Below are 22,331 nucleotides of genomic sequence, written 5' to 3'. Positions count from 1 at the left end.
TTAAATTGAAATAAAGAATATGTTAGAAAGAGGTAAAACGTTTTACGTATAATTGCCTTTTTATTTTTCTTAAACCATAATAATCATGCAGTTCAAAAAAATAATTCTTCTTTTATTTGTTGTTTTGAGCGTAAATACCTTTGCGCAGCAGAAGACTAATTTTACTCAATACGTAGATCCATTAATTGGTTCGGCTCAACACGGCCACGTTTTTGTTGGTGCCAACGTGCCTTTTGGAGCAGTTCAGTTAGGCCCAAATAATATTATGGAAGGTTGGGATTGGTGTAGTGGTTATAATTATGTTAGTAATACGATAACTGGTTTTGCCCACACACATCTAAGCGGAACGGGTATTGGCGATTTGGGGGATATTTCTATAATGCCTGCTACTGGAAAATTAATTCTAGAAAAAGGTAAAACTGCTGATGGCGAAGGCTATCTTTCTAAATTCTCTCATCAAAATGAGAAAGCTAAAGCTGGTTATTACAGTGTTCTGTTAGATAAATATGGTATTAAAGCAGAACTAACCGCTACTGAACGCGTTGGCTTTCATCAATACACTTTTGAAAAGAACGCTAAAAATCCTCATATTATTATCGATTTAATTGAAGGTATTGGATGGGATAAGGCTGTAGAATCTTCGTTAAAACAAGTTGATGCGACTACAATTGTTGGACATAGAAATTCAAAAGGTTGGGCTAACGATCAACGTTTGTTTTTTGTAATTAAACTATCTCAACCAGTTAAAAACCTGGTATTATACGATAGTACAGTTGTCAAATCTGGAAAAGATTTAAAGGGTAAAAAGCTTAAGGCAGCAGTTGAGTTTGCTGCCATCTCTGGGGATAAATTGCAGATAAAAGTTGCTTTATCGCCAGTAAGTATTGAGAATGCATTGCTAAACCTAAAAACAGAATTACCTGGTTGGGACTTTTCTTCAACTGTAAAAGCTGCAGATTCAAAGTGGAATGCAGCTCTTTCGAAAGTAAAAATTGATGCTTCGGGTACAACAAAAAAGATTTTCTACACGGCGCTTTACCATACCATGGTTGCTCCATCATTATATAATGATGTAAACAAAGATTATTTAGGAACAGATAAAAAGGTTTACAGAAAGGCAGCATTTAATAATCTAACCACTTTTTCCCTTTGGGATACTTATCGTGCTGCGAATCCATTGTTTACTATTATTCATCAGGATAAGGTAAGTGATGTGGTGAATACCATGCTGGCAATATATAAACAACAGGGAAAATTGCCTGTTTGGCATTTAATGGGAAGCGAAACCAATACTATGGTTGGCTATCATGCTGTTCCAGTTATTGTTGATGCCTATTTAAAAGGTTATCGTGGGTTTGATGTAAACCTGGCTTACGAGGCCGTTAAACAATCGGCTATGCAGAAAACCAATGGCATAGAGTATATTCAGGAGTTAAAACATATTCCTACTGATAAAGTTGAAGAGTCGGTTGCCAAAGCTTTAGAATATGCAATTGATGATTATTGTATTGCTATGATGGCAAAAGCTTTAAATAAAACTGAAGATTATAAATATTTCAGCAAAAGAGCACAATTGTACAAAGAATATTTTGACCAGGATTCTCAGTTTATGCGTGGCAAACTATCAGATGGAAAATGGCGGACTCCATTTAGTCCTGTTGCAGCTAAGCATCGTGGAGATGATTATACCGAAGGTAATGCATGGCAATATACCTGGTTGGTGCCTCAAGATGTTGAAGGTTTGATAAAATTATTTGGGGGTGATCAACCGTTTACAAAAAAATTAGATTCTTTGTTTATCGTTCCTTCTGGATTAAATGAGGCAAGTTCTCCAGATATTTCTGGATTAATTGGTAATTACGCCCAAGGAAACGAACCAGGACACCATATCCCATACTTATATGCTTATGCTGGTCAGCCGTGGAAAACAGCCGATTTAATCAGAAAAATCGATGATGAATTTTACACAGCGAAACCCGATGGATTGTGTGGTAATGAAGACGTTGGTCAAATGAGTGCGTGGTATGTTTTTTCATCATTGGGTTTTTACCCAGTAAATCCTGCGAATGGAGCTTATGTATTCGGTACACCTTTGGTTAAGGATGCAATAATAGAGCTCGGAGCTGGTAAAAAATTCAATATAAAGGTTGTAGATAATAGTGCTGAAAATAAGTATATCCAAAAAATAGTATTAAATGGTAAACCTTACAGTAAATCTTTCTTACTGCACAAAACCATTATGGCGGGTGGAAATATTCAGATTTTTATGGGCAGTAAACCTTCTGAAACCTGGGGTGTAAAAGCAGAAGACAGACCTGTTTCGGGCAAATAGGAAATGTATAGTTTTTTAATGTTTACAATCTTATCATCTCAATAAATGAAAAAAATCAGTTTTATTATTCTTTGTTTACTATCTGCTTTTTGGGCAAAATCGCAGCAGCGTTATGAATTGAATTCTGGCTGGCTTTGCGCCAATGTAAAAGAAGTAAATGCAAACGGGTTACAGATTTCAGAAAAAGGTTTCGCCGTTAGCAGTTGGATGAATGCTACTGTTCCTGGAACAGTGCTGACCACATTATTGAATAATAAAAAAGTTCCCGATCCATTTTATGGGATGAATAATGAAAAAATTGCAGACATATACAAAACAGGAAACGATTATTATACTTATTGGTTTGTAAAGGATTTCGATGAAAAGGCAATCGGTAACGAACAGGTTTGGTTGCAATTCAGAGGTATAAATTATAAAGCTGATATTTTTTTAAATGGTAAAAAGGTTAATCCACAGATTATAGAAGGGATGCATTTGCGTTCGCAGTTTAACATTACAAAACTTCTTGCTGCTAATGGTAAAAATCGTTTAGCAGTAATTGTTCATCCGCCAGATGTGGTTGGAAATCCAAATGGTGGGCAAGGTGGCGATGGTACAATTGCACGAGGTTTAACCACGCAATATACTGCGGGTTGGGATTGGATTCAACCTATTCGCGATCGTAATACAGGTATTTGGGATAAGGTAACGATAGAGAAAACGCAAAGTATTAATATTTTAAATCCACATGTAGTTACCCTTGTTCCAGGCAAGCGCTTGGCAGAAGGGAAGCAAAAACCAGCAACAATAAAAGTTTCGGTTGAAGTTGAAAATCCAAGTGTTAAGACTGTTTCTGGGTTTTTGCAATATGCCATAGATGGACAAGTTATAAAGAAAGCGGTAACCATTAAAGCGGGTGAAAGAAGCGAAATCAGCTTTCCTGATTTTACCTTACTAAATCCAAAATTGTGGTGGCCAAATGGTTATGGCGCACAATATCTTTACGATTTAAAAATTCAATTCATCAGCGCAGCTAAAACCTTGGATCAGGAAACTTTAAAAGTTGGTGTTCGACAGATTGATAATATTTGGAATGAGCACACCAAAAGTATGGGTGCTTATGTAAACGGACAAAAGATTTTTATTAAAGGTGGCAACTGGATTATTTCTGACGCGATGCTTCGTTTTACAGATGCCCGTTACGATGCAGAAGTTCGTTATCATAAGGATATGAACCTGAATCTGATTCGCATTTGGGGTGGGGCAATTCTCGAAAGACCTGAGTTTTACAAGGCTTGTGATCAATATGGTTTATTGGTTTTTCAGGATTTTTGGTTTAGTGGCGATTGCAATGGCCGTTGGGTAGATCCAATGAAAAAGGACGACCAATGGACCAGAAGAAAATATCCTGATAATCATCCCTTGGTTTTAACTGCCATTGAAGATCAGGTTAAAATGATCCGTAACCATGCTTCTTTAGCTTTTTGGTGCGGAGGAAATGAAATTACACCGCCAGATGATATTTTGCAGCCAATAAAAAATGATATTCTACCTCGTTTAGATGGAACCCGAATGTTTTTCGATTTCTCTAACAGCGATGAGATGTCTTATAATACCATTGGTGGTAATGGCGATGGACCTTATGGAATCCAAAATCCTCGGAGCTTTTGGGGCGATAAAACTTTTCCATATAACTCAGAAGTTGGTTCTGTTGGGGTTGGTGATTATGAATCTTTAGAGAAATTCATTCCTGCAGAAAATATGCTTGCTCCTCAGTTTAAAGAGAAACCAGATTCGGTTTGGGATTATCATAAATACATTGGCTATGATGAGCATATTAATCCGTATGGAAAAGCGAAAGATGTTAAAGATTTCGCTATGAAGGCACAATTAGTCAATTATGATCAATATCGTGCTTTAATGGAAGGGTTTTCTAACAAAATGTGGGATTGGTACACGGGTTCAATCATTTGGAAAACTCAAAACCCATGGACGGCCTTGCGTGGACAGATGTACGATTACTATTTAGATCCTAATGCTTGTTTGTATGGTTTAAGAAAGGGTAGCGAACCTTTACACGTAATGATGAACCCGATTGATAGTATGGTTACGGTGGTAAATAATGGATTTACAACACGTGATAATTTACTTGTTCAGGCTAAAGCTTATGATATGGATGGCAAGGAATATTTTTATTCTCAGGTTTTCAATTCAATAGGCCCATCATCGGTTAGAAGATATTTTCCTTTAAACGATTTCTTAATTAAATTGGATAAAAAGGAAGGTGTTTTTGTTTCTCTAAAAATTTTAAACGAAGCTCAAGATGTTTTGAGTGAAAACTTATATTGGCTTCCTGGTAAGGATGGCAGATATTCTGGCTTGCAAAAGATAAAAACAGTTGTGCCCATTATAGAAGCTACAGAAAAGAGAAAAGGGCAGATTGCTGTTACGCTTAGCAACGCTAAAGATAATCCTGTTGCATTTTTTAACCGTATCGCATTAGTTGATGCAGTTTCAGGCAAACGGATCTTACCCGCATTCTACTCTGATAACTATATTAGCGTCTTGCCAGGCGAAAGCAAAACGATTACAGTCGATTATTCAGGAAGCCAGAAAACAGCTGTAGAAGTTTATGGCTGGAACGTTGAAAGAAAGAAAATCGAAGTTCGATAACTCCTACTTCGTTATTGCTAGTATGTGCTAGTCGGGATTTGTAGTCCAGACTAGGATCCGCGGATTTCAAATCGCATTTCGGCATTCGAGATTGCAAATCTCGACTAACGGACGATATAAAACAAAAAAGGCGATACTGTTTTGTGCTAGTCGGGATTTGTAGTCCAGCCTTAGGATCCGCGGATTTCAAATCCGCTTTTTTGGCACTTCGAGAATTGCAAATCTCGACTAACGGAAGATATAAACAAAAAAAGCGATACCGTTTTAAGTATCGCTTTTCAATATTTTATATTTTTTAGCTTAGCTTACACCATGAAGTTTCACTTTTAAACCATCCATATTATTATGTAACTGCAACTGGCAGGCTAAACGGGAGTTTGGCAATAAATCAGGCAAAGTATCTAACATTGCATATTCATCATCAGTCATTTCGTTAAGCTTTTCTTCGCCTTCTAATACATCAACACAACAAGTAGCACATAATGCCATTCCGCCACAAGTAGCCAGAATATCATATTCAGATGCTTTTAAAAACTCCATCAAACTTAAGCCCATATCTGTTGGTGCTTCGTGAGAGGTAACTGAACCATCCGGTTCTTGCATATATATTGTAATGTTGTTCTCCATTTTATTGTGCTCTACTTATATTATTAGCAAATATAGGTAATTGCTTAAAATTCAGAAACTCCGTTTACAGTTGTATATTTCATTGTGTATTTAACCCCAGGATTCATATAAGAATAAGCACTATGACTCATTAAGGCTGCCTCGTGGAAACCACAAAGAATCAATTTTAATTTGTTTGTGTAAGTGTTGATATCGCCAATTGCATAAATACCTGGGATATTTGTTGAATAATCATCGGTATTTACCTCAATAGCACTTTTGCTGATATTTAAATTCCAATCTTCAATAGGCCCTAACTTCGGACTCAAACCAAATAAAGGTATTAAATGGTCTGCCTCAACCAGAGATTTTTCCATGGTGCGGTTTTGAACGATTTCAACTTTTTCAAGTTTATCCCCACCGTGAACAGCATGAAGATTACTATTTAAAACGAGGTTAATTTTTCCGCTTTCGGCCAATGCCATAACTTTAGAAACTGAATCTGGTGCGCCACGGAAGCTTTCACTTCTGTGAACCAATGTTAATTCAGAACAAACTTCAGCTAGGTAAATTGTCCAGTCTAAAGCAGAGTCGCCACCACCAGCAATAACCATTTTCTGATCACGATATTTCTCTGGATCAAGAATCATGTAGTTTACACCTTTACCGTTCTCAAAGTTTTCAAGATTTTCTACAGCTGGTTTACGAGGTTCGAAACAACCTAAACCACCTGCTATAACCACAACCTTAGCTTCGATAATGGTACCCATGTTTGTAGTTAGAACGAAATCAGCTTCGCCACGTTTCTCCAAACCTTCGATACGTTCGCCTAAGGTAAACGTAGGATGGAAAGGTTTTGCCTGTTCCATTAAATTATCGATAAGTTCCTGTGCTAATACAGAAGGATAACCAGGAATATCGTATATCGGTTTCTTAGGATAAATTTCAGAAAGCTGACCACCAACCTGAGGAAGGTAATCAATTAAATGGCAACGCATTTTTAATAAACCGGCTTCAAAAATGGCAAATAAACCAACCGGACCAGCGCCTATTACGGCTATATCAGTAGAGATCATTCAAAAAAAATTTACGCAAAGTTACGAAATAAACTTTTATCAATATCCTTATTTAGAAATATTCCAGATAATTTTGTAAGACTGTTATATTCAGTATTTTGTATGCCTAAATTTAGGTAAAAACAAAAGTTAAAGGAATTTAGGTGTTCAAAACAAATTATAATTGGTCTATGGGTTTAGTGGGATAATCTAATTCATCGTTTTAGTGCACTAAATATTTTATTTCTTACTCTCCATAAATCGCTTCATCTTTCCTAACTACAAGTGCTTAATGGATTACCATTTCATTTCTAAATTCTGGAATACGAAACTCCAAATATCTGTGGCTTCCTCGATTAATTTCTTTGTAGGTTTTCCAGCCCCATGGCCCGCTTTTTTATCAATTCTGATTAACATTGGGTTTTCGCCTTTGTATTTTTCTTGCAAAGTTGCTGCAAATTTAAACGAATGTGCAGGTACAACACGGTCATCGTGATCGGCTGTTGTGATTAGAGTAGCTGGATAGTTTACACCTATTTTAATATTATGTAATGGTGAGTACTTTATCAGGTAGTCAAAGTCATCTTTTTGATCGCTTGTGCCGTATTCTACTGCCCAGCCCCAGCCTACTGTAAACTTATGATAACGTAGCATATCCAAAACGCCAACAGCTGGTAGAGCCACTTTGAAAAGTTCTGGTCTTTGGGTCATGCAGGCGCCTACTAACAGCCCTCCGTTCGAACCACCAGATATCGCAATTTTGTCGGGATTGGTGTACTTCTCTTTGATTAGATACTCTGCCGCACCAATAAAATCATCAAAAACATTTTGTTTCTTTTCAAGCATTCCAGCTTTATGCCAAGCTTCACCATATTCACTCCCACCCCTTAAACTCGGCTGTGCATAAATTCCTCCATGTTCTAAAAACAACATCCTCGATAAACTAAAGGTTGGTGTTAAAGAAATCTGGAAACCACCATAAGCATATAAAAATACAGGATTATCGCCATTAAGCTTAATGCCCTTTTTATAAACCATAAACATTGGCACCTTTGTTCCGTCTTTCGAAGGATAAAAAACCTGTTTGGTTTCGTAGTTATCGGTGTTAAACTTTAATGCTGATTTTTTGTAAAGCGTAGATTCACCTTGTTTAATATCGTAACGATAGCTAGTGCCTGGCGTAATAAAGTTTGTAAAGGAGTAGAAAAATTCTATATCGTCTTTGTAGCCACCAAAACCTCCAACTGTGCCGATATCTGGCAGCTTTACATCTTTAATTTTATTACCGCTCAAATCAAACTGAACAATATTGGTGCTGGCATCTTTAAGATATGAAGCCCATAAAAATCCACCACCCGAACTGGCACCTTCTAAAGCAAGTTTTGATTCGGGGATAATTTTCTGCCAATTTTTAGGGTCCGAATTTTTTGGGTCGACCAAAACCACCTGTTTATTTGGTGCATTTAAATCGGTGTTGATTAAAAGCTTATCGCCATCGTTAGTAATTACACTGTGGTTGTTTTCGAAACCTTTAACCAATGATTCGATCTTATTGTTTAAGCTAGTTAAATCCTGGTAGTATAAAGCATTGCCCGAAGTGCCAGCACTTGCATATAAAACTAAAAAGTGCTCGTCTTCCGTAACATCAGCTCCAAAATATAAATTTGGATTTGTATTATCTTCAAAAATTAATTTATCAGCGGTTTGTGCTTCGCCTAACTTATGGAAGTAAACCTTTTGAAACTTATTGGCGCCCGAAAGTTCCATACCCTTAGTTGGTTCATCATATCGACTATAGTAAAAGCCGTCACCTTTCCAGGCTGCGCCAGAGAACTTCGTCCACTTTAACTCGTCGGCTAATTTTGTTTTGCTGGCAACTTCCATAACGTAAATATTGCTCCAATCAGAACCCGATTGCGCTATCGAATAGGCAATGTATTTTTTATCATGTGAAAAGCCTAATAAGGAAACCGATGCCGTTCCATCAGCAGATAGTTTATTAGGATCTAAAAAAAGTTCTTCCTTACCTTCCAAACCTTTCTTTATAAACCAAACGCTTTGATTTTGCAAGCCATCATTTTTGGTAAAGAAATAATATTCTCCAGCTTTAAATGGTGCGCTTTCTTTAGGATAGTTCCATATTTCGGTTAAGCGATTTTTTATATCCTCTCGATATGGAATTTGCTCAAGGTAGTTTTGGGTGATTTTGTTTTCTTCGTCAACCCAATTTTTTGTTTCTGTTGAAGTATCATTTTCTAACCAGCGATATGGATCTGCAATTCTTGTTCCAAAGTAATTATCGGTGGTATAATCTTTTTTAGTTTCTGGATATGTCATTAATAGTGTTTTTCTGGAGCTTTCTCTGTCCTACTCAAAGGCAAATAAACTTAGAGCAAAGAAGCTTAATATGATTTGCTTTTTCATTTCCGCAATGATTTATTTACTAATATATGTTTTTCTCTTTGGCTAGACTGGTTTAGGCTTTATTACTTTAGCCTTTCAGGTTTAATCTTTTTCTGCTTTCCTCTTTTTCCTTTACCTTTGAAACTGTACATGAGTAAAAATATTTATTTCGCTTCCGATTTTCATTTAGGCGCACCCAACTATGCTGATAGTCGTGTTCGCGAAGAGCGGATTGTAAATTGGTTAAATTTCATTGAGCCTAATTGTGCCGAACTATTTTTAATGGGCGATATTTTCGATTTCTGGTTCGAATACGAAAAGGTAATCCCAAAGGGATTTATTCGATTGCAAGGGAAGTTGGCACAAATGGCCGATTCAGGAATAAAAATCTATTTCTTTAAAGGCAACCACGATATGTGGGTTCGCAACTATTTTACCGAAGAAATCGGGATGAAAATTATCAGCGATGAAATGATCATGGAACGTTCGGGGAAGAAATTTTACCTTCATCATGGTGATGGTTTAGGACCTGGCGATCGAAAATATAAGTTTTTACGTAAAATTTTCAGAAGTAAACTTTGCCAATGGCTCTTTGCCCGATTGCACCCAAATTTGGGTATTAGTATTGCTAACGGCTGGAGTGGAAACAGTAAAAAAAGAAAAGGCGCAGAGGAGGTATTCTTTGGTGATCAATATGAATGGTTAGCTATTTACTCAAGAGAAATTTTGCAAAAAGAACACTTCGATTACTTTATTTATGGACACAGGCATTTACCCCTCGATTTAGATTTAGGTAATGGTAGTCGCTATGTAAATACAGGCGAGTGGCTTAATTACAGTTCTTATGCTGTTTTTGATGGGGTTGATTTAAAACTCGAATATTTTAATGCAGAATAAGTTTTTCGCGATTACTATATCATTTTTTACCATCCGAGGTATGTAAAAAATATAGGCTTAGAACTAGATTTCTTAGGTTTTTGAATCTCGAGAATAAAGTATTGATTTTTTCATGTCATTATCAGAATTTACTAATTGTTAAAGCAACAATCATTTCATTTTCAAGATCTTTTAATAAGCCAATTCTTTAATCTGCCTATGCATTCGGCTTTTTTACTTATTTTTGCATTTCTTTATCTATTTGTTATTTTTCAGATGGTAAAGAATTTCAATTTGATTATACTATGTTAGATAAATTAGAGGCCATAAAGCTGCGTTGGGAAGATGTTGAGGAGCAATTAAGTAATCCTGATGTAATTCAGGATATGAAGAGGTTTGCAGCTTTAAATAAAGAATATAAAGATTTAGGCAAAATTGTAGATGAATACAAAATCTACAAAAATGTGATGAGTAATATTGAAGCCAATAAAGAAATTTTAGCGGCTGAGAAAGACCCCGAAATGCGTGAAATGGCAAAAGAGGAGTTAGATTTGTTGTTAAAGCAACAAGAGGAAATGGAAAGCAACATTCGCTTGATGTTGATTCCGAAAGATCCTGAAGACGCTAAGAATGCTGTATTTGAGATTCGTGGTGGTACTGGCGGCGATGAAGCAGCTCTATTTGCAGGCGATTTATACCGCATGTACACCCGTTATTTTGAAACCAAAGGATGGAAAGTTGAAACGGTTGATGTAACTGAAGGAACTGCTGGTGGTTATAAAGAGGTAATTTTAAAAGTTAGCGGAGATGACGTGTATGGTCAATTAAAATACGAAAGTGGCGTGCATCGTGTGCAACGTGTTCCAGATACCGAAACTCAAGGGCGTGTACATACTTCGGCAGCATCTGTTGCGGTACTGCCAGAAGCAGAAGAGATTGATTTGTACATTAATCCAGCTGATATAGAATTACAAACTTCACGTTCAGGTGGTGCTGGTGGACAGAATGTAAACAAAGTTGAAACAAAGGTTCAGCTTACGCACAAGCCTTCGGGGATAGTTGTAGTTTGCCAGCAAGAGCGTTCGCAATTGGGTAACCGGGTTATTGCAATGGAGATGTTGCGTAGTAAGCTTTACGATATCGAATTGCAAAAGAAAAATGGTGATATTGCAGCTAAACGTAAAACGATGGTATCTACCGGAGATCGTTCGGCTAAGATTAGAACTTATAATTATCCGCAAGGAAGGGTAACCGAACATCGCATCGGATTAACAATGTATAACCTGCCAACGATCATGGATGGTGAGATTCAGGAAATTATTGATGGGCTTCAGTTTGCAGAGAATGCTGAGAAGATGCAAGAAGGCGCTGTAAATTAAGGTGTTGTAATTATTTGAAAAAAAAGTTTGCGAATTAAGATATTGTCTCTATATTTGCAACCTCGAAAGAGGAAAGAGGTTCTAACTTTAAAGAAGAACAAAAGGAGTGGTAGTTCAGCTGGTTAGAATGCCTGCCTGTCACGCAGGAGGTCGCGGGTTCGAGTCCCGTCCATTCCGCCAAGTGACATTACAAAATGTATCAAAAGCCTCTAGAATGTATTTCTAGAGGCTTTTTGGCTTTTACAGCATCCCAAAAAATTCTGATTTTCTTAAAATATAGGTGGACAAATAGAGCGCACTTTGCTGTTTATAAAATTGGCGCACCAAAACCGGTATAACAATCCGTTAATCAGGCTGTTCGAATGCCGAGCATCTTGACTGTAAAGAACAACAGGATCAAGCAAAAAAGTTGGGGAGTTGAGAAGTTTATTTAATTTTGTTCAACATTATTATTTTGGACAGCTCAATATTATCTTTTATACTACCAGAAGGGTTAACTGAATACTTCGAACTTGATAAGTTCGAACTTTCTGAAGGCTCTTACCATATTTATCTTTTAGAGAAAAACATTCATCCCGAAGAGTATTCAGGAGAGAAGTTGATTTCTAAAGGCTTTTTCGATGAAATCACCGTTCGTGATTTTCCTTTGCGTGGAAAACCTTGTTTTTTGAAGGTGAAGCGGCGCAAGTGGCAAAATCTCAATACAAAAAAGATTGTTTTCAGGGATTGGAACCTGGTTGCCGATGGCACCAAGATGACTACCGAGTTTGCATTTTTTTTTGAAAAGCTATTTGGATTCAAGCCCAATAAGCTGTAAAACGCTAGGTCATTTCTTTGGTGTTGACGGCAAACGTCTTGAGGAACAATATGCTAGCCATCTGAGTGGATTTACCGTTTGGGATCAGCTGCAGCATGCTGAGGACTGGCTTATATTTCCTGAAAATATGGGTGAATATCTTTCCATAGATGAAACCAGCCTGTCGCAGGGAGAGTTGTATACCGTTTTGACCAATAAGGCTGCAAAAGGTAAAAAAGGTGCCCTTGTTGCAATTATTAAAGGAACCGAAAGCGAATCGGTGATCAAAGTCCTATCTCAGATCAAGGTAGGCTTGCGCAGAAAAGTGAAAGAAGTTACTCTTGATCTTGCTCCAACTATGTCTCGTATCGTTAAACGGTGCTTTCCTCAGTCCAAACTGGTCTCTGACCGGTTCCATGTTCAGCAACTGGCTACCGAAGGCGTCCAGGAAATAAGGATAAGACATAGATGGGAGGCGATAGAACAGGAAAATAAGGAAATGGAGCTGGCCAAGACTGTAAAAAAACGATGGGTGCCGGAATTACTTGAAAATGGTGATACAGTAAAACAATTGCTCGCAAGAAGTAGATACTTACTGTTCAAGCGAGAGGTCAACTGGACACCTTCACAATCACATCGGGCAGAACTTTTATTTGGCTTGTATCCTGATCTTGAACAGGCCTATAAACTGAGTCAGGGTTTGTCCACTATACTCAGTACATCCAAGGACAGGATAATTGCTTTTAAAAAGCTGGCCATCTGGTATAATCAAGTAGAATCCGCTGGATTCAAATCGTTTAACACAATTTCAAGAACAATCCAGAACAACTACGAAACGATACTAAACTACTTCGATAACAGATCAACCAATGCCTCCGCAGAATCCTTTAATGCAAAGATAAAGGCTTTTAGAGCACAGTTTCGAGGGGTTAGAAACGTAAAATTCTTTCTATTCAGATTATCTAAAATTTATGCATAGAATTGCTCCCCAACTTTTTTGCTTGATCCGAACAACAATCTTAATTTTATAACTTTTAAATTATTTTAAAATGAGTGCAAAATTTAGTTTGTTATTCTTCCTTAAGAGAAGAGGGGGACATGTTGGAGGTGATCTTCCGGTTTATTTAAGAATTACAGTTGATGGAAAGAGGGCGGAATTGGCAATTCAGAGAAAATGTGATCCGGAAAAATGGAATGCAAAGAAAGGTTGTATGGTTGGGACAAAGGATTCTGTGAAAGAATTCAACGCATATCTTTTAGCATTTCAAACCAAGGTTTATGAGATTCAGAGGTCTTTTCTCGCTAGTGATAGTCCTCTGGAACCGGAATTAATAAAAAGAAATCTGACTGGCAAAGATAGATCGGCCAAAATGTTTCTTGAAGTTTTTGAGGAGCACAATGAAAATATGCGAAAGCTTGTCGGCAAGGATTATTCTATGGCAACGCTTACTAAATATTCCACCTGTCTTAAATCATTAAAGTTGTTTGTGCAATTTCATTATAAGACTAGTGATATCAATATTCGTTTAATGGATTTTGCGTTCCTTACATCGCTTGAAATGTATTTAAAAACGCAAAAGGGAGTTGGGCACAATACAGCGATGGGCTATGTGAAAAAGGTAAAAAAAATAATCCATTTCTGTGTCGCCAATAAATGGCTTACTTCCGATCCCTTTATGGCATTTAAAGTTTCGATAAATAAAACATCGAGAACCTTTCTCAGTGAGGCGGAGGTGAAAAGTTTAACAAACAAGGAATTCAAAATCCAGCGATTGGCAGAAGTCCGGGATATGTTTCTTTTTAGCTGCTATACAGGGCTTGCATATGTTGATGCTGCAAAGCTCACAAAAGATGTAATTATAAAAGGTGTTGATGGAACAACATGGATTGTGACGGACAGAACGAAAACTGGTGTAATGGCAAATATTCCGCTTTTGCCTCAAGCGGAAAAAATCATTTATAAATACAGTAAACATCCGAAAGTATTGGTTACAGGTAAACTGCTACCAATGATTAGTAATCAGAAAGTAAATGCCTATTTAAAAGAAATATCAGTCCTCTGTGGGATTACGAAAGAACTCTCCCATCATTGTGCGCGCCATACATTTGCGACTACAATCACCTTGTCAAATGGGGTTCCAATTGAAACAGTTTCAAAAATGCTTGGTCATTCCAGTCTTAAGTCTACCCAACATTACGCCAAGGTATTGGACAAAAAAGTTGCCTCAGATATGATGAAACTAAGTCGTGTTTTGTTCTCGAATATAGAGTAATATTAAATTTTAAGTCTCAAGCGTTGTAGCTGTAACAATTGTAACCAAACTGAATCTTGATTTGCATTGAAAGTTTCATAAAGATTTGTTAGAATTGCCTTCTAAAGGAAGAGATCTAGAATTCTCATGGCGGAACACTCGTTGCAAAAATAAATACAAACTCATAGAATATCAGTAGTATCCAGAGTTCAGCACCTTGAATAAATTATATATAAGTAGGAAATGGGGGGTTCTCAAAAAAGGTCATTTAATTCTGTCGTGGGGGAACAGCAGTTGTCAAAAGATCTCTTTAAAGATATAAACTAAAATAAACAACAGACAAAGAAAAGGAGAGTAAACCTAAGGTCGCATTGCTAAATAGGTGACCTTAGGTTTATTTGATATAACAAGATTTATTAGATAACTAGCTGTAAATTGTGTTTTACCCTGCTTTCCTAAAAAGTAATTTCTTAACCTTTAAAATATAAGGGATAAAGACCAATAAAAAGAAAAAAGTAAACATGAGCGCTATATTTAACGATACTTTTTTTGATGTAAGATATAGATCCAATATTAATTCATTGCCTTTAAGTACCTTAACTATAGGGCTACTATTGGGTTTATCGTATAGTCTTGGAATTGTGAAAACATTAATGTTATCTCCAATCTTAATTTTTTGAAAGATATCATTAATTAGCCTCCTGTCTTTTAAAATAAAGGCACGATCCTGATAAGAGGAAAGCTTGAGTATAGCTGTATTAATATCTACGCGATTATTCTTCGTATTTAAAGGAGCAATGTAAGTAACTTCCCCAATAAATGATTTAAGATCACTTTCCTCAACACTGTAACCGTAAAACCCATCAATGGCGTACCACAGAAAAAAGGCTGCTGGTAAAAGTAGAAGCGCTTGCCAATGACCAAACAATATTTTGATTTTTTTCATAAGAGGTTACTATTTATCTAATACTACTTTTCATTAATGTTTTCTGAAAAATTGCCTTTTGTCGGGCTTTTTCTTCTGGTAGAAGGGGCTTCTTTGCAGATTTGAAAACACTTATTTTTTCATTAACACTCATTTTTTTTAGTTCAGGATACTTTTTAGTTAATGAAATTAATAGTGCTCTTTTCAGAATGTCTAGTTTTGCAAACTGATCTGGTTTTTCTAGGCCAGCTTCTCTGTAATAGGATGTCAAGCCCTTGATTGTTCTCTGAGAAACTCTTGTATCTTTGCTATGAGTTCTTTTGATTGAGAAGTCCACTGCTAAAAGCGCCTCTGTTTGCATTTTGGAAATCTCGGAATATACCAAAAAGCTTGAGTCTTTCTTAAGTTTAGTAACCAAAGCATTTCTCATGTAACCTTGCTCAACCCTAGAAAGTTTGCTATAGTCTACATTGGATTTACTTTTCAAGTATATAAAAGAAAATGAAACTGTGCAAATTGCTAATGCGCAGATTATAAAGTTATTTGATATGTTTTTCATGTCTGTTTAAATTTAGTGCCCTGAATATGAGTTGTAACAAGAATTATATGCTTGCTGGAGCTGAGCATAAGACGAGTAATAATCATTCTCGAAGGCAATTCTTTTATCAACGATACAATATAAAATATTTTGCTTAGCTTCAGCAACGTCGGTAACAAAACCGGCTACCCCTTCCCAATCAATACTAGCAAGTGACCCCCCTTGGGTGGCACGTGCATCTAAAATTGCTTCATAAATGGAAGGAAAGATTGACAGTAAGTCCGCAAATGGCATCCCTAAATTGTCTGCATAGCATTGAGCCTCATCGTGATCTAATCGATCATTCAAATTATTTAGATCATCAACCCAACGTTGCGTTTGTATATCTAAGCAGCTTACTAATAGTTGGTTTAGGGCATCATTTGGATCAGGACAATTGCCATAGTCTGCGCAAGGATCATAACTGAACCCACACTCTGGGATTTCTGAAGCATATGGGCCGTTGCAAGGGTCGTATTCGCCGCCGCTCCCTCCTCCATCGTCACTACAGGAAGGGTCTTCATAACAGTGATTATCAACCATAATTTGTGTGCATTCTATATCATAGCCATTACTAGTTTCGGGATTTGGGGCACCCTCAACGCACTCCATTTCATAGACCGGGTCGCATACAGGAGGACAATTTGAACTCATAGTCTTGACCACAGAGTTACTAGTAGCAGCAAGCATTGATCGCTTTTTGGCACTAATAATTGCTACAGAACTCTGTTTAAGATTAACTTTTTTTAATTTATTATCCGAATCTCTTCTATAGATAAAGAGGCTCTTCTGGTTCAGAGATCTGAATTCTAGATAACCAGTAAAGTTTTTTTGCAAATGTTTTATCGTATTCCCACCCGTGTTATTTCCATATTTTGAAATGAAGGATCTATCGGGTATAAATGTTATTATTCGAGACATAACTTTCCCTTGCTCATTACGATAAATCACTATTTTTGAAAAGGACGCTTCGAGCATTGCTAAACCAGACTGCTGGGTACCGGGATTTCCAGCGAACGAGTATGCAGTAAGCCTAGCTTTAGAGAATCTGATTGGAGCCTCAACCATCTCGAGATTACCTTTAGTAAATCTCTTGGCCATTTTCCACTTTATTGTAGATTTTCCACTAAAAATAAGATTTCCGGCAAGTTTAGCTTCTTTTTCCCCTTCATCAATTTTTGCTCTCAAGTGTTTATAATAGTAATCCTGGACGTAGGATATTGAAAATCCTTGCTCAGCAAGAATTTGTTCTTCTTCAGTTGTTAAAGTGTTTTTTCTGCATGATATTAGGCACAGGAACAAAAAAAATAAGGCATAGTGACGCCTAAGATTTGGTGAGGTAAGTTTCATGGAGAGTTAAAATTTAGTTAATCAAGTATACGAATTATTTTTATACAGTGTAGGATAATACTACATAAAAATAAAATTTATCAGTTGATTTTTGTAATCCCAGACTATGAAAGCGTCTTTTAATTTTGACTTATGGACCTAATTTTTTTAATCGCATAAGCTCTAATAAATTTAGATTTTTCAGAATGTACTTTAACTGGTATCGTTAGAAGTGCCTGAGCAGTCTTTAATGCTTTCAAATCGTCTCCTTGCTTTATATAATAATCAAGCAAAGCTTTTCTTGTTCCTAATCTATTTGGAACCATGAAAATAGCTGTCAAATAGAATTTCTCCGCCTTATTATCAGAAAGTTTCTCATAACATTTACCAATTCTCATATAAGTAGTGTTGCTTTTTCTTAAATCTAAGAGCTTTCCATATGTAAAAATAGCTTCATTGTACCTCCCTTGATATTCGCAAACTTGAGCATAGGTGCTCAAAAATGCTGGATCGTCCTTAAGCTTAGCTTTAAGTTGGCCTAACTCGCGATATGAAGTGTTACTAAGACCAAATAGATGTAAGTCTTTAACGTCGTTAAAATTATCTTGCGCGCCAACCTTTCGGAAAATTGAAAAACAAAACGTCGAAAATATAACGCAGGTCATTATCATAGAAAAAAAAGCTAAACTACGCATAGCTTTGCTACTGGGATAATTATATAATAGTGTTGAAAATGAAACTAAAAATAATAACTGAAAAAACACCTTTTCGAAAACGTGTGTAAACAATGCTGCGACAGAAATCATTAAAATAAAAATTATTGACAATGAGCAAAAAAAATGAATTTTCCCTGCATTCATGTACCTATGAATTGATAGCCCTAACGTCAAAAAGACCAATATGATTGTTAGCCATCCAATTATTCCTGTTTCAATAACAAATTGCCAATAATCATTAAAAGCATAGTAGGTGTTGTCTGCTAATAACAGTTCCTTCAAAGTGAATTTTTCAACTTTGAAATAATCCGCCTGATATAGTAAATATATGTTTTTAAATTGCCCATAACCAATTCCGCTAAGCCAATTTTGCTCATAAATACGGCTTGATATTTTATATATGAAGATTCTACCTAAGCTTGAATCAACTTTATAGCGTGACATTAACAAAGTAGTGGTAACCAGGAATAGAAAGATTGATATGTAAAAATTCAATTTCCGAAAGGAGCGATGAAAAACTGAATACAACGTAAATATTAAGGAAGTTAAAGTGCCGATAAAAAATGCCCTACTATCAAGTAGCACTGATGAAATAAAGCATAGTGATAGTACTAAAAATAATAGATATATTTTATTCATGGAGAGTCGATAATATAAGTGAAGATATGAACTTTATATTCTTCTGCACTAGTTAAATTTACAAACGTATTAATATAGCATCAACAAGTTAGTGAAACATTTTCCTTAAATATCAAAGTGCTTAAATTATGAACTGAATGTTTTTTCAGTGAGAGTATAAATCTTAAATTATATACAAAAACTTTTTGCATATTTAATTAGAAAGTTTAAATTATAACATGTTCAGAACTGCATCATGACAGAATACTTTAAATTCCGAAACCCATTTGATAAAAGCCCCCATAAGTTTGAGATTGGTAATCCAATTAAATTTGACAGGAAAAAAGGAGATAATTTTTTCTTTAAAAAATTCTTCAGCCTTGAACCAGCAGAATATGGTGAGTATTATGAATACCATCTCGAGTGGTTTCTAACTAATAATGCAAATGCGGAAAACGAATTCTTTATCCATGTTTTAGATAAAATTGAAGACCAGATTGTCCATTACCATAAAAAAAGTATAACGGCATTAGATACAATTAAAAGCCTTGAAGCCTTAAGGAAATTTAGGGATGTTCTTGTGCGGTTCGACAAGTGGCATATTAAAAAGAGCTTAGAAATAATTGTTTCTGAGAAGGATATCGAGATATTAAGATTTAAGCAAGAAATTCTACGATTAAAGAGTCAAATTAAATCATTAAACCGTTACGAGTCGGATCAAAAAATAAGACTTCTGGACGGGAATTTACCACAGTTAATAGATTTGGTTAAGCAGATTCAGAATCTCGAAATGCCTGATGGGAAAAAGTTAGCTCGCTCACAATCCCAAAGCCCCTGGTATAAGATGATTGCCAGATATTTTCAGCATGGAGAGAACGAAATTTCGATTGAGACCCTTCGAAATTACTTTCCTGCAAACAAAACCAGCAAGCTTATAAAGGGCTCCGATGTTTCAGAATCCATCAAACTCTTTAAAATTGTACCAATCAAATCCGAGCTCTAAAACAAAACAGTTTTGATTTGACCAAACCCTATGAGTGGTCATATAAAATGGTATTTTATGATTCAATTTTGTATAGGCAATGTAGCCAAACTAATTGAATTTTATGTCTATAGAAATTATGACCAAATCTGATTTGATGGATTTCAAATCAGATCTATTTAAAGAACTTAAAACTTTTCTGGCTCCAGAAAAACCGACCGATAAAAAATGGCTTCGCAGCAATGAAGTCAGAAAATTATTGGGCATATCCACCGGAACCCTTCAAACCCTTAGAAATAATGGAACGCTAAGTTTTACCAAAATTGGCGGAACCATGTATTACAGCATGGAGGAGATTAATAAGGTTTTGCAGTTTCCAAAAAAGCCAAATATTCTGAGATGAGAATGGCTACACCATTATCAGTATTCCTGTGCAAGGCAGCGGAAGACCAGGTGATTTCGCCCATACACATTAGTCTCTTTACATCGATCGTTCAATGCTGGGCCAGTGGCGGTCGAATGAATCCGGTTGTTGTCACCAGGAAAAAGCTAATGAGGATTTCAAAGATCAGATCAACCAGCACCTACCATAAGTGTATCACGGATTTATCCAGGTCAGGTTACATTACTTATATGCCATCTTTCAACCCCGCAGGAAGTCTGATTTTTTTAAATAAATAACCTTTTATGAACCTATGGTCTGCGACGGGTTTTTCTAAAAAACTTTGAGGGAGCAAGTTTATGTTTTTGCTATACAAAAACCTTTTTCGCTCTGGCGAAAAAGAACTTGCCTTTTTACTCCCGATGGTCGCAAAAAGTAGGTGAAGAAAAATTAGAACCCTGATGGAAGAACTATTTAGTGCCGGAAAGTCCAAAGGTGGCAGGCCAGTAAAGAAGATAAAACGAGAAAAAATTATTATGGTTCGATTGAGCAAAACGGACCATTTTATCATTGAGGGAAAGGCTAATAAGGCTGGAATTAAAATCAGTGACTGGTTTCGCCAGGCGGCTAAAGCAGGAAAGGTTTCACCGAGAATAAGTCCCGAAGATTTGAAGGTATTCAGGATGCTGGCAGGAATGGCGAACAACCTGAACCAACTTACCAAGCTTTCTCATGAGCAGGGGCTATTGGTGTTCCAGAAAAAGTGCAGGGAGTTGATAGTTGAGATACATGAATTGGTTGCTAGGTATTTAAAAGGATGATAGGAAAGGTTGTGATCGGCAAAAGCTTTGGTGGGTGTGTTCGTTATGTGGCAAATAAAAAGGATGCAGAGATTCTTTATGGGGATGGTATTAGAATGGATAATCCATCCCTTATGATAAAGGATTTTGATTTGCAAAGAAAAATGAATCCGGAACTTTCAAAAGCTGTAGCCCATATTTCTCTTAGCTGGAGTGAAGTTGATAGAGATAAATTGAGTAATGAAAATATGTTGTCAATGGCAATGGAATATTTGAAGCTCATGGGCATAAGAAATACACAGTTGCTTGTTGTCCGCCATAACGATAACCATCACCCCCATTTACACATAATTTATAATCGGGTGGATAATGATGGTAAGACAATCTCTGACCAGTTCCAGTTTAACAAAAACGTTGCAGCCTGCAAAGAAATAACCGTAAAGCATGGGTTGTTTATAGCAAAGGATCGAGACAAAGTTAACAGAAAGGCCCTCAAAGGGAGCGATAAGATCCGTTACCAGCTTTTTGACCAAATCAAAACAGCACAAAAAAGTAGTGAAAACTGGGACAGCTTTGGAAATAAACTATCCAATACCGGTATTGGAATGGTTTTCAAATATAAGAATGGTAGTAACGAAATACAGGGCGTTTCATTCAAGAGCGGAGAATATACTTTTAAAGGTTCGGAAATCGACAGGTCGCTAAGTTATGGTAGACTCAATGCCTTTTTTCAGGATAACTCTGTTCAACAAGATGCTGGTAAAATAAGATTTCCGGATCAGGAACATGATGAAAGCACTGCTAGCAAGGAGACGTTTAGTGAATCCTCTAAACTGACTGAAGTATTGGAAATTCTGTTTACGCCGACGTTCTCGCCAATTCAGGCTGATCCAGAGCCTAGAAAAAAGAAAAAGAAAGGAACCAGTTATGATGAAGAGCAAAGTCAGGGAAGAGGCAGGTAATTACAAATTAAATGCAATCTTATGGAAAACATAAATGAAAAGTTAGAAAATATAGAAGAGATCATGGATCTGCTTATCGGTCAGCTGAAATTCCAGGATGAAAAGTTATCGGCTATTATTGAGCATCAGAATTCGCAGGCGGATGAGGCCATTGCAATTACTACGCCTGATGGAGGAATCATGCCTTCTATTGATGAGCTTAATAGATTTGCAGTTTCGATGAATGAGTTAAAGAAAAAAATAGAGCAGTTACCTGAAGCGTTTAAGGTAAAGCACCAACATCACTATGAGATAAAATCAAAGTTCTATTTTGTTGGTGCAATAATTATTTTTCTTGTTGTTGCAATTTCCTTAGGAAGTTCCATCTCTTTAATCTTAAGGAACAGCGAGCTCAAAACCGAATCAGATAAATTTAAGGTCATACGCGGTGCCTACCCTGAGCTATCCATTGAAATTGACGGGCATTACCTGAAAGACAAAGATAACCTGATGAAAAACGCTGATCTCCAAATCCATCAGCAGCAGGTATTAATCGAGGCAAGCTTAAAGGAAGCCAAGGCAAAAAAAGATTATGAAACGGCACGGAAATCAAAAAAGAATTTAAAGGATAAGCAGAAAAAAGCTAATTGATAATTACCCACCACGCATTTGTGGCCTGCAAACCCTGCCACTCAACCCACCTCAGGTTT

19 protein-coding genes and 1 tRNA gene are annotated in these 22,331 nt (G+C 36.5%); 13 read left to right on the top strand and 7 right to left on the bottom strand.

Annotated elements, in window-relative coordinates; all coding sequences use genetic code 11:
- Positions 1 to 85 precede the first annotated feature (85 nt).
- Together ACZZZI_RS09700 and ACZZZI_RS09695 are read left to right on the top strand one after the other, a co-directional pair.
- Positions 86 to 2,332, top strand: a complete 2,247-nt coding sequence (locus ACZZZI_RS09700) for a GH92 family glycosyl hydrolase (protein WP_463489306.1) — start codon at positions 86 to 88, stop codon at positions 2,330 to 2,332.
- 45 nt (positions 2,333 to 2,377) lie between these two features.
- A complete protein-coding gene (locus ACZZZI_RS09695; RefSeq protein ID WP_424057725.1) occupies positions 2,378 to 4,984 on the top strand; it encodes a glycoside hydrolase family 2 protein in 2,607 nt (868 codons plus the stop codon).
- Positions 4,985 to 5,284: 300 nt separating this feature from the next.
- Here ACZZZI_RS09695 and ACZZZI_RS09690 read toward each other — a convergent pair whose 3' ends face one another.
- From ACZZZI_RS09690 to ACZZZI_RS09680, 3 genes are all read right to left on the bottom strand, one after another.
- A complete protein-coding gene (locus ACZZZI_RS09690) occupies positions 5,285 to 5,611 on the bottom strand; it encodes a 2Fe-2S iron-sulfur cluster-binding protein (RefSeq protein ID WP_344768472.1) in 327 nt (108 codons plus the stop codon).
- A 44-nt stretch (positions 5,612 to 5,655) separates the two neighbouring features.
- Entirely contained in the window at positions 5,656 to 6,666 is a 1,011-nt protein-coding gene (locus ACZZZI_RS09685) for an NAD(P)/FAD-dependent oxidoreductase (protein ID WP_344768474.1), read from the bottom strand.
- Positions 6,667 to 6,942: 276 nt separating this feature from the next.
- On the bottom strand, positions 6,943 to 8,982 hold the full coding sequence (locus ACZZZI_RS09680; RefSeq protein WP_463489305.1) for a prolyl oligopeptidase family serine peptidase: 2,040 nt from the start codon (positions 8,980 to 8,982) through the stop codon (positions 6,943 to 6,945).
- Positions 8,983 to 9,198: 216 nt separating this feature from the next.
- On the opposite strand from ACZZZI_RS09680, the gene ACZZZI_RS09675 reads away from it, so the two are divergent.
- The 6 genes from ACZZZI_RS09675 to ACZZZI_RS09650 all read left to right on the top strand — a co-directional run bounded on the left by ACZZZI_RS09675 (position 9,199) and on the right by ACZZZI_RS09650 (position 14,372).
- Positions 9,199 to 9,945 (top strand): UDP-2,3-diacylglucosamine diphosphatase, encoded by a 747-nt coding sequence (locus tag ACZZZI_RS09675; protein WP_463489304.1) that lies wholly within the window; start codon positions 9,199 to 9,201, stop codon positions 9,943 to 9,945.
- Positions 9,946 to 10,229: 284 nt separating this feature from the next.
- Complete coding sequence (prfA, locus tag ACZZZI_RS09670) at positions 10,230 to 11,303, top strand: peptide chain release factor 1 (RefSeq protein WP_316754624.1); 1,074 nt, start codon at positions 10,230 to 10,232, stop codon at positions 11,301 to 11,303.
- Positions 11,304 to 11,406: 103 nt separating this feature from the next.
- Positions 11,407 to 11,483 (top strand) — tRNA-Asp (locus ACZZZI_RS09665).
- Positions 11,484 to 11,757: 274 nt separating this feature from the next.
- Positions 11,758 to 12,120, top strand: coding sequence for an ISAon1 family transposase N-terminal region protein (locus ACZZZI_RS09660; RefSeq protein ID WP_463488484.1), 363 nt, complete (start codon positions 11,758 to 11,760; stop codon positions 12,118 to 12,120).
- On the top strand, positions 12,095 to 13,078 hold the full coding sequence (locus tag ACZZZI_RS09655; protein WP_463488483.1) for an ISAon1 family transposase: 984 nt from the start codon (positions 12,095 to 12,097) through the stop codon (positions 13,076 to 13,078). The genes ACZZZI_RS09660 and ACZZZI_RS09655 overlap by 26 nt, the downstream gene beginning before the upstream one ends.
- A 70-nt stretch (positions 13,079 to 13,148) precedes the next feature.
- The gene (locus ACZZZI_RS09650; RefSeq protein WP_463489303.1) at positions 13,149 to 14,372 is read left to right on the top strand and encodes a site-specific integrase; all 1,224 of its coding nucleotides are present in this window, start codon (positions 13,149 to 13,151) and stop codon (positions 14,370 to 14,372) included.
- A gap of 421 nt (positions 14,373 to 14,793) precedes the next feature.
- On the opposite strand, the gene ACZZZI_RS09645 is transcribed toward ACZZZI_RS09650, so the two are convergent.
- The 4 genes from ACZZZI_RS09645 to ACZZZI_RS09630 all read right to left on the bottom strand — a co-directional run bounded on the left by ACZZZI_RS09645 (position 14,794) and on the right by ACZZZI_RS09630 (position 18,537).
- Positions 14,794 to 15,297, bottom strand: coding sequence for a hypothetical protein (locus ACZZZI_RS09645; protein ID WP_463489302.1), 504 nt, complete (start codon positions 15,295 to 15,297; stop codon positions 14,794 to 14,796).
- Between the two features lie 13 nt (positions 15,298 to 15,310).
- A complete protein-coding gene (locus tag ACZZZI_RS09640) occupies positions 15,311 to 15,835 on the bottom strand; it encodes a hypothetical protein (RefSeq protein WP_463489301.1) in 525 nt (174 codons plus the stop codon).
- Positions 15,836 to 15,847: 12 nt separating this feature from the next.
- Positions 15,848 to 17,203, bottom strand: coding sequence for a hypothetical protein (locus ACZZZI_RS09635; protein ID WP_463489300.1), 1,356 nt, complete (start codon positions 17,201 to 17,203; stop codon positions 15,848 to 15,850).
- 119 nt (positions 17,204 to 17,322) lie between these two features.
- On the bottom strand, positions 17,323 to 18,537 hold the full coding sequence (locus ACZZZI_RS09630; RefSeq protein WP_463489299.1) for an O-antigen ligase family protein: 1,215 nt from the start codon (positions 18,535 to 18,537) through the stop codon (positions 17,323 to 17,325).
- Positions 18,538 to 18,772: 235 nt separating this feature from the next.
- On the opposite strand from ACZZZI_RS09630, the gene ACZZZI_RS09625 reads away from it, so the two are divergent.
- The 5 genes from ACZZZI_RS09625 (at position 18,773) to ACZZZI_RS09605 (ending at position 22,272) form a co-directional block, all read left to right on the top strand.
- Positions 18,773 to 19,519 (top strand): hypothetical protein, encoded by a 747-nt coding sequence (locus ACZZZI_RS09625; protein ID WP_463489298.1) that lies wholly within the window; start codon positions 18,773 to 18,775, stop codon positions 19,517 to 19,519.
- A 103-nt stretch (positions 19,520 to 19,622) separates the two neighbouring features.
- On the top strand, positions 19,623 to 19,901 hold the full coding sequence (locus ACZZZI_RS09620) for a helix-turn-helix domain-containing protein (RefSeq protein ID WP_463489297.1): 279 nt from the start codon (positions 19,623 to 19,625) through the stop codon (positions 19,899 to 19,901).
- Between the two features lie 440 nt (positions 19,902 to 20,341).
- Positions 20,342 to 20,701, top strand: a complete 360-nt coding sequence (locus ACZZZI_RS09615) for a plasmid mobilization protein (RefSeq protein WP_463489296.1) — start codon at positions 20,342 to 20,344, stop codon at positions 20,699 to 20,701.
- Positions 20,698 to 21,642: a relaxase/mobilization nuclease domain-containing protein gene (locus tag ACZZZI_RS09610; RefSeq protein ID WP_463489295.1), complete on the top strand. Its 945-nt coding sequence runs from the start codon at positions 20,698 to 20,700 to the stop codon at positions 21,640 to 21,642. Before ACZZZI_RS09615 ends, ACZZZI_RS09610 begins: the two co-directional genes overlap by 4 nt.
- 21 nt (positions 21,643 to 21,663) lie before the next feature.
- Positions 21,664 to 22,272 (top strand): hypothetical protein, encoded by a 609-nt coding sequence (locus ACZZZI_RS09605; RefSeq protein ID WP_463489294.1) that lies wholly within the window; start codon positions 21,664 to 21,666, stop codon positions 22,270 to 22,272.
- Positions 22,273 to 22,331 lie beyond the last annotated feature (59 nt).

This window comes from Pedobacter sp. AC190 (assembly GCF_979258025.1).
This window is presented reverse-complemented; position numbering and strand designations above follow the sequence as displayed.

Bases quoted from the DNA above. Each gene is read 5' to 3' on its own strand.
- ACZZZI_RS09700 (WP_463489306.1), top strand. From the start codon at position 86: ATGCAGTTCAAAAAAATAATTCTTCTTTTATTTGTTGTTTTGAGCGTA.
- ACZZZI_RS09695 (WP_424057725.1), top strand. From the start codon at position 2,378: ATGAAAAAAATCAGTTTTATTATTCTTTGTTTACTATCTGCTTTTTGG.
- ACZZZI_RS09690 (WP_344768472.1), bottom strand. From the start codon at position 5,611: ATGGAGAACAACATTACAATATATATGCAAGAACCGGATGGTTCAGTT.
- ACZZZI_RS09685 (WP_344768474.1), bottom strand. From the start codon at position 6,666: ATGATCTCTACTGATATAGCCGTAATAGGCGCTGGTCCGGTTGGTTTA.
- ACZZZI_RS09680 (WP_463489305.1), bottom strand. From the start codon at position 8,982: ATGACATATCCAGAAACTAAAAAAGATTATACCACCGATAATTACTTT.
- ACZZZI_RS09675 (WP_463489304.1), top strand. From the start codon at position 9,199: ATGAGTAAAAATATTTATTTCGCTTCCGATTTTCATTTAGGCGCACCC.
- prfA (WP_316754624.1), top strand. From the start codon at position 10,230: ATGTTAGATAAATTAGAGGCCATAAAGCTGCGTTGGGAAGATGTTGAG.
- ACZZZI_RS09650 (WP_463489303.1), top strand. From the start codon at position 13,149: ATGAGTGCAAAATTTAGTTTGTTATTCTTCCTTAAGAGAAGAGGGGGA.
- ACZZZI_RS09645 (WP_463489302.1), bottom strand. From the start codon at position 15,297: ATGAAAAAAATCAAAATATTGTTTGGTCATTGGCAAGCGCTTCTACTT.
- ACZZZI_RS09640 (WP_463489301.1), bottom strand. From the start codon at position 15,835: ATGAAAAACATATCAAATAACTTTATAATCTGCGCATTAGCAATTTGC.
- ACZZZI_RS09635 (WP_463489300.1), bottom strand. From the start codon at position 17,203: ATGAAACTTACCTCACCAAATCTTAGGCGTCACTATGCCTTATTTTTT.
- ACZZZI_RS09630 (WP_463489299.1), bottom strand. From the start codon at position 18,537: ATGAATAAAATATATCTATTATTTTTAGTACTATCACTATGCTTTATT.
- ACZZZI_RS09625 (WP_463489298.1), top strand. From the start codon at position 18,773: ATGACAGAATACTTTAAATTCCGAAACCCATTTGATAAAAGCCCCCAT.
- ACZZZI_RS09620 (WP_463489297.1), top strand. From the start codon at position 19,623: ATGTCTATAGAAATTATGACCAAATCTGATTTGATGGATTTCAAATCA.
- ACZZZI_RS09615 (WP_463489296.1), top strand. From the start codon at position 20,342: ATGGAAGAACTATTTAGTGCCGGAAAGTCCAAAGGTGGCAGGCCAGTA.
- ACZZZI_RS09610 (WP_463489295.1), top strand. From the start codon at position 20,698: ATGATAGGAAAGGTTGTGATCGGCAAAAGCTTTGGTGGGTGTGTTCGT.
- ACZZZI_RS09605 (WP_463489294.1), top strand. From the start codon at position 21,664: ATGGAAAACATAAATGAAAAGTTAGAAAATATAGAAGAGATCATGGAT.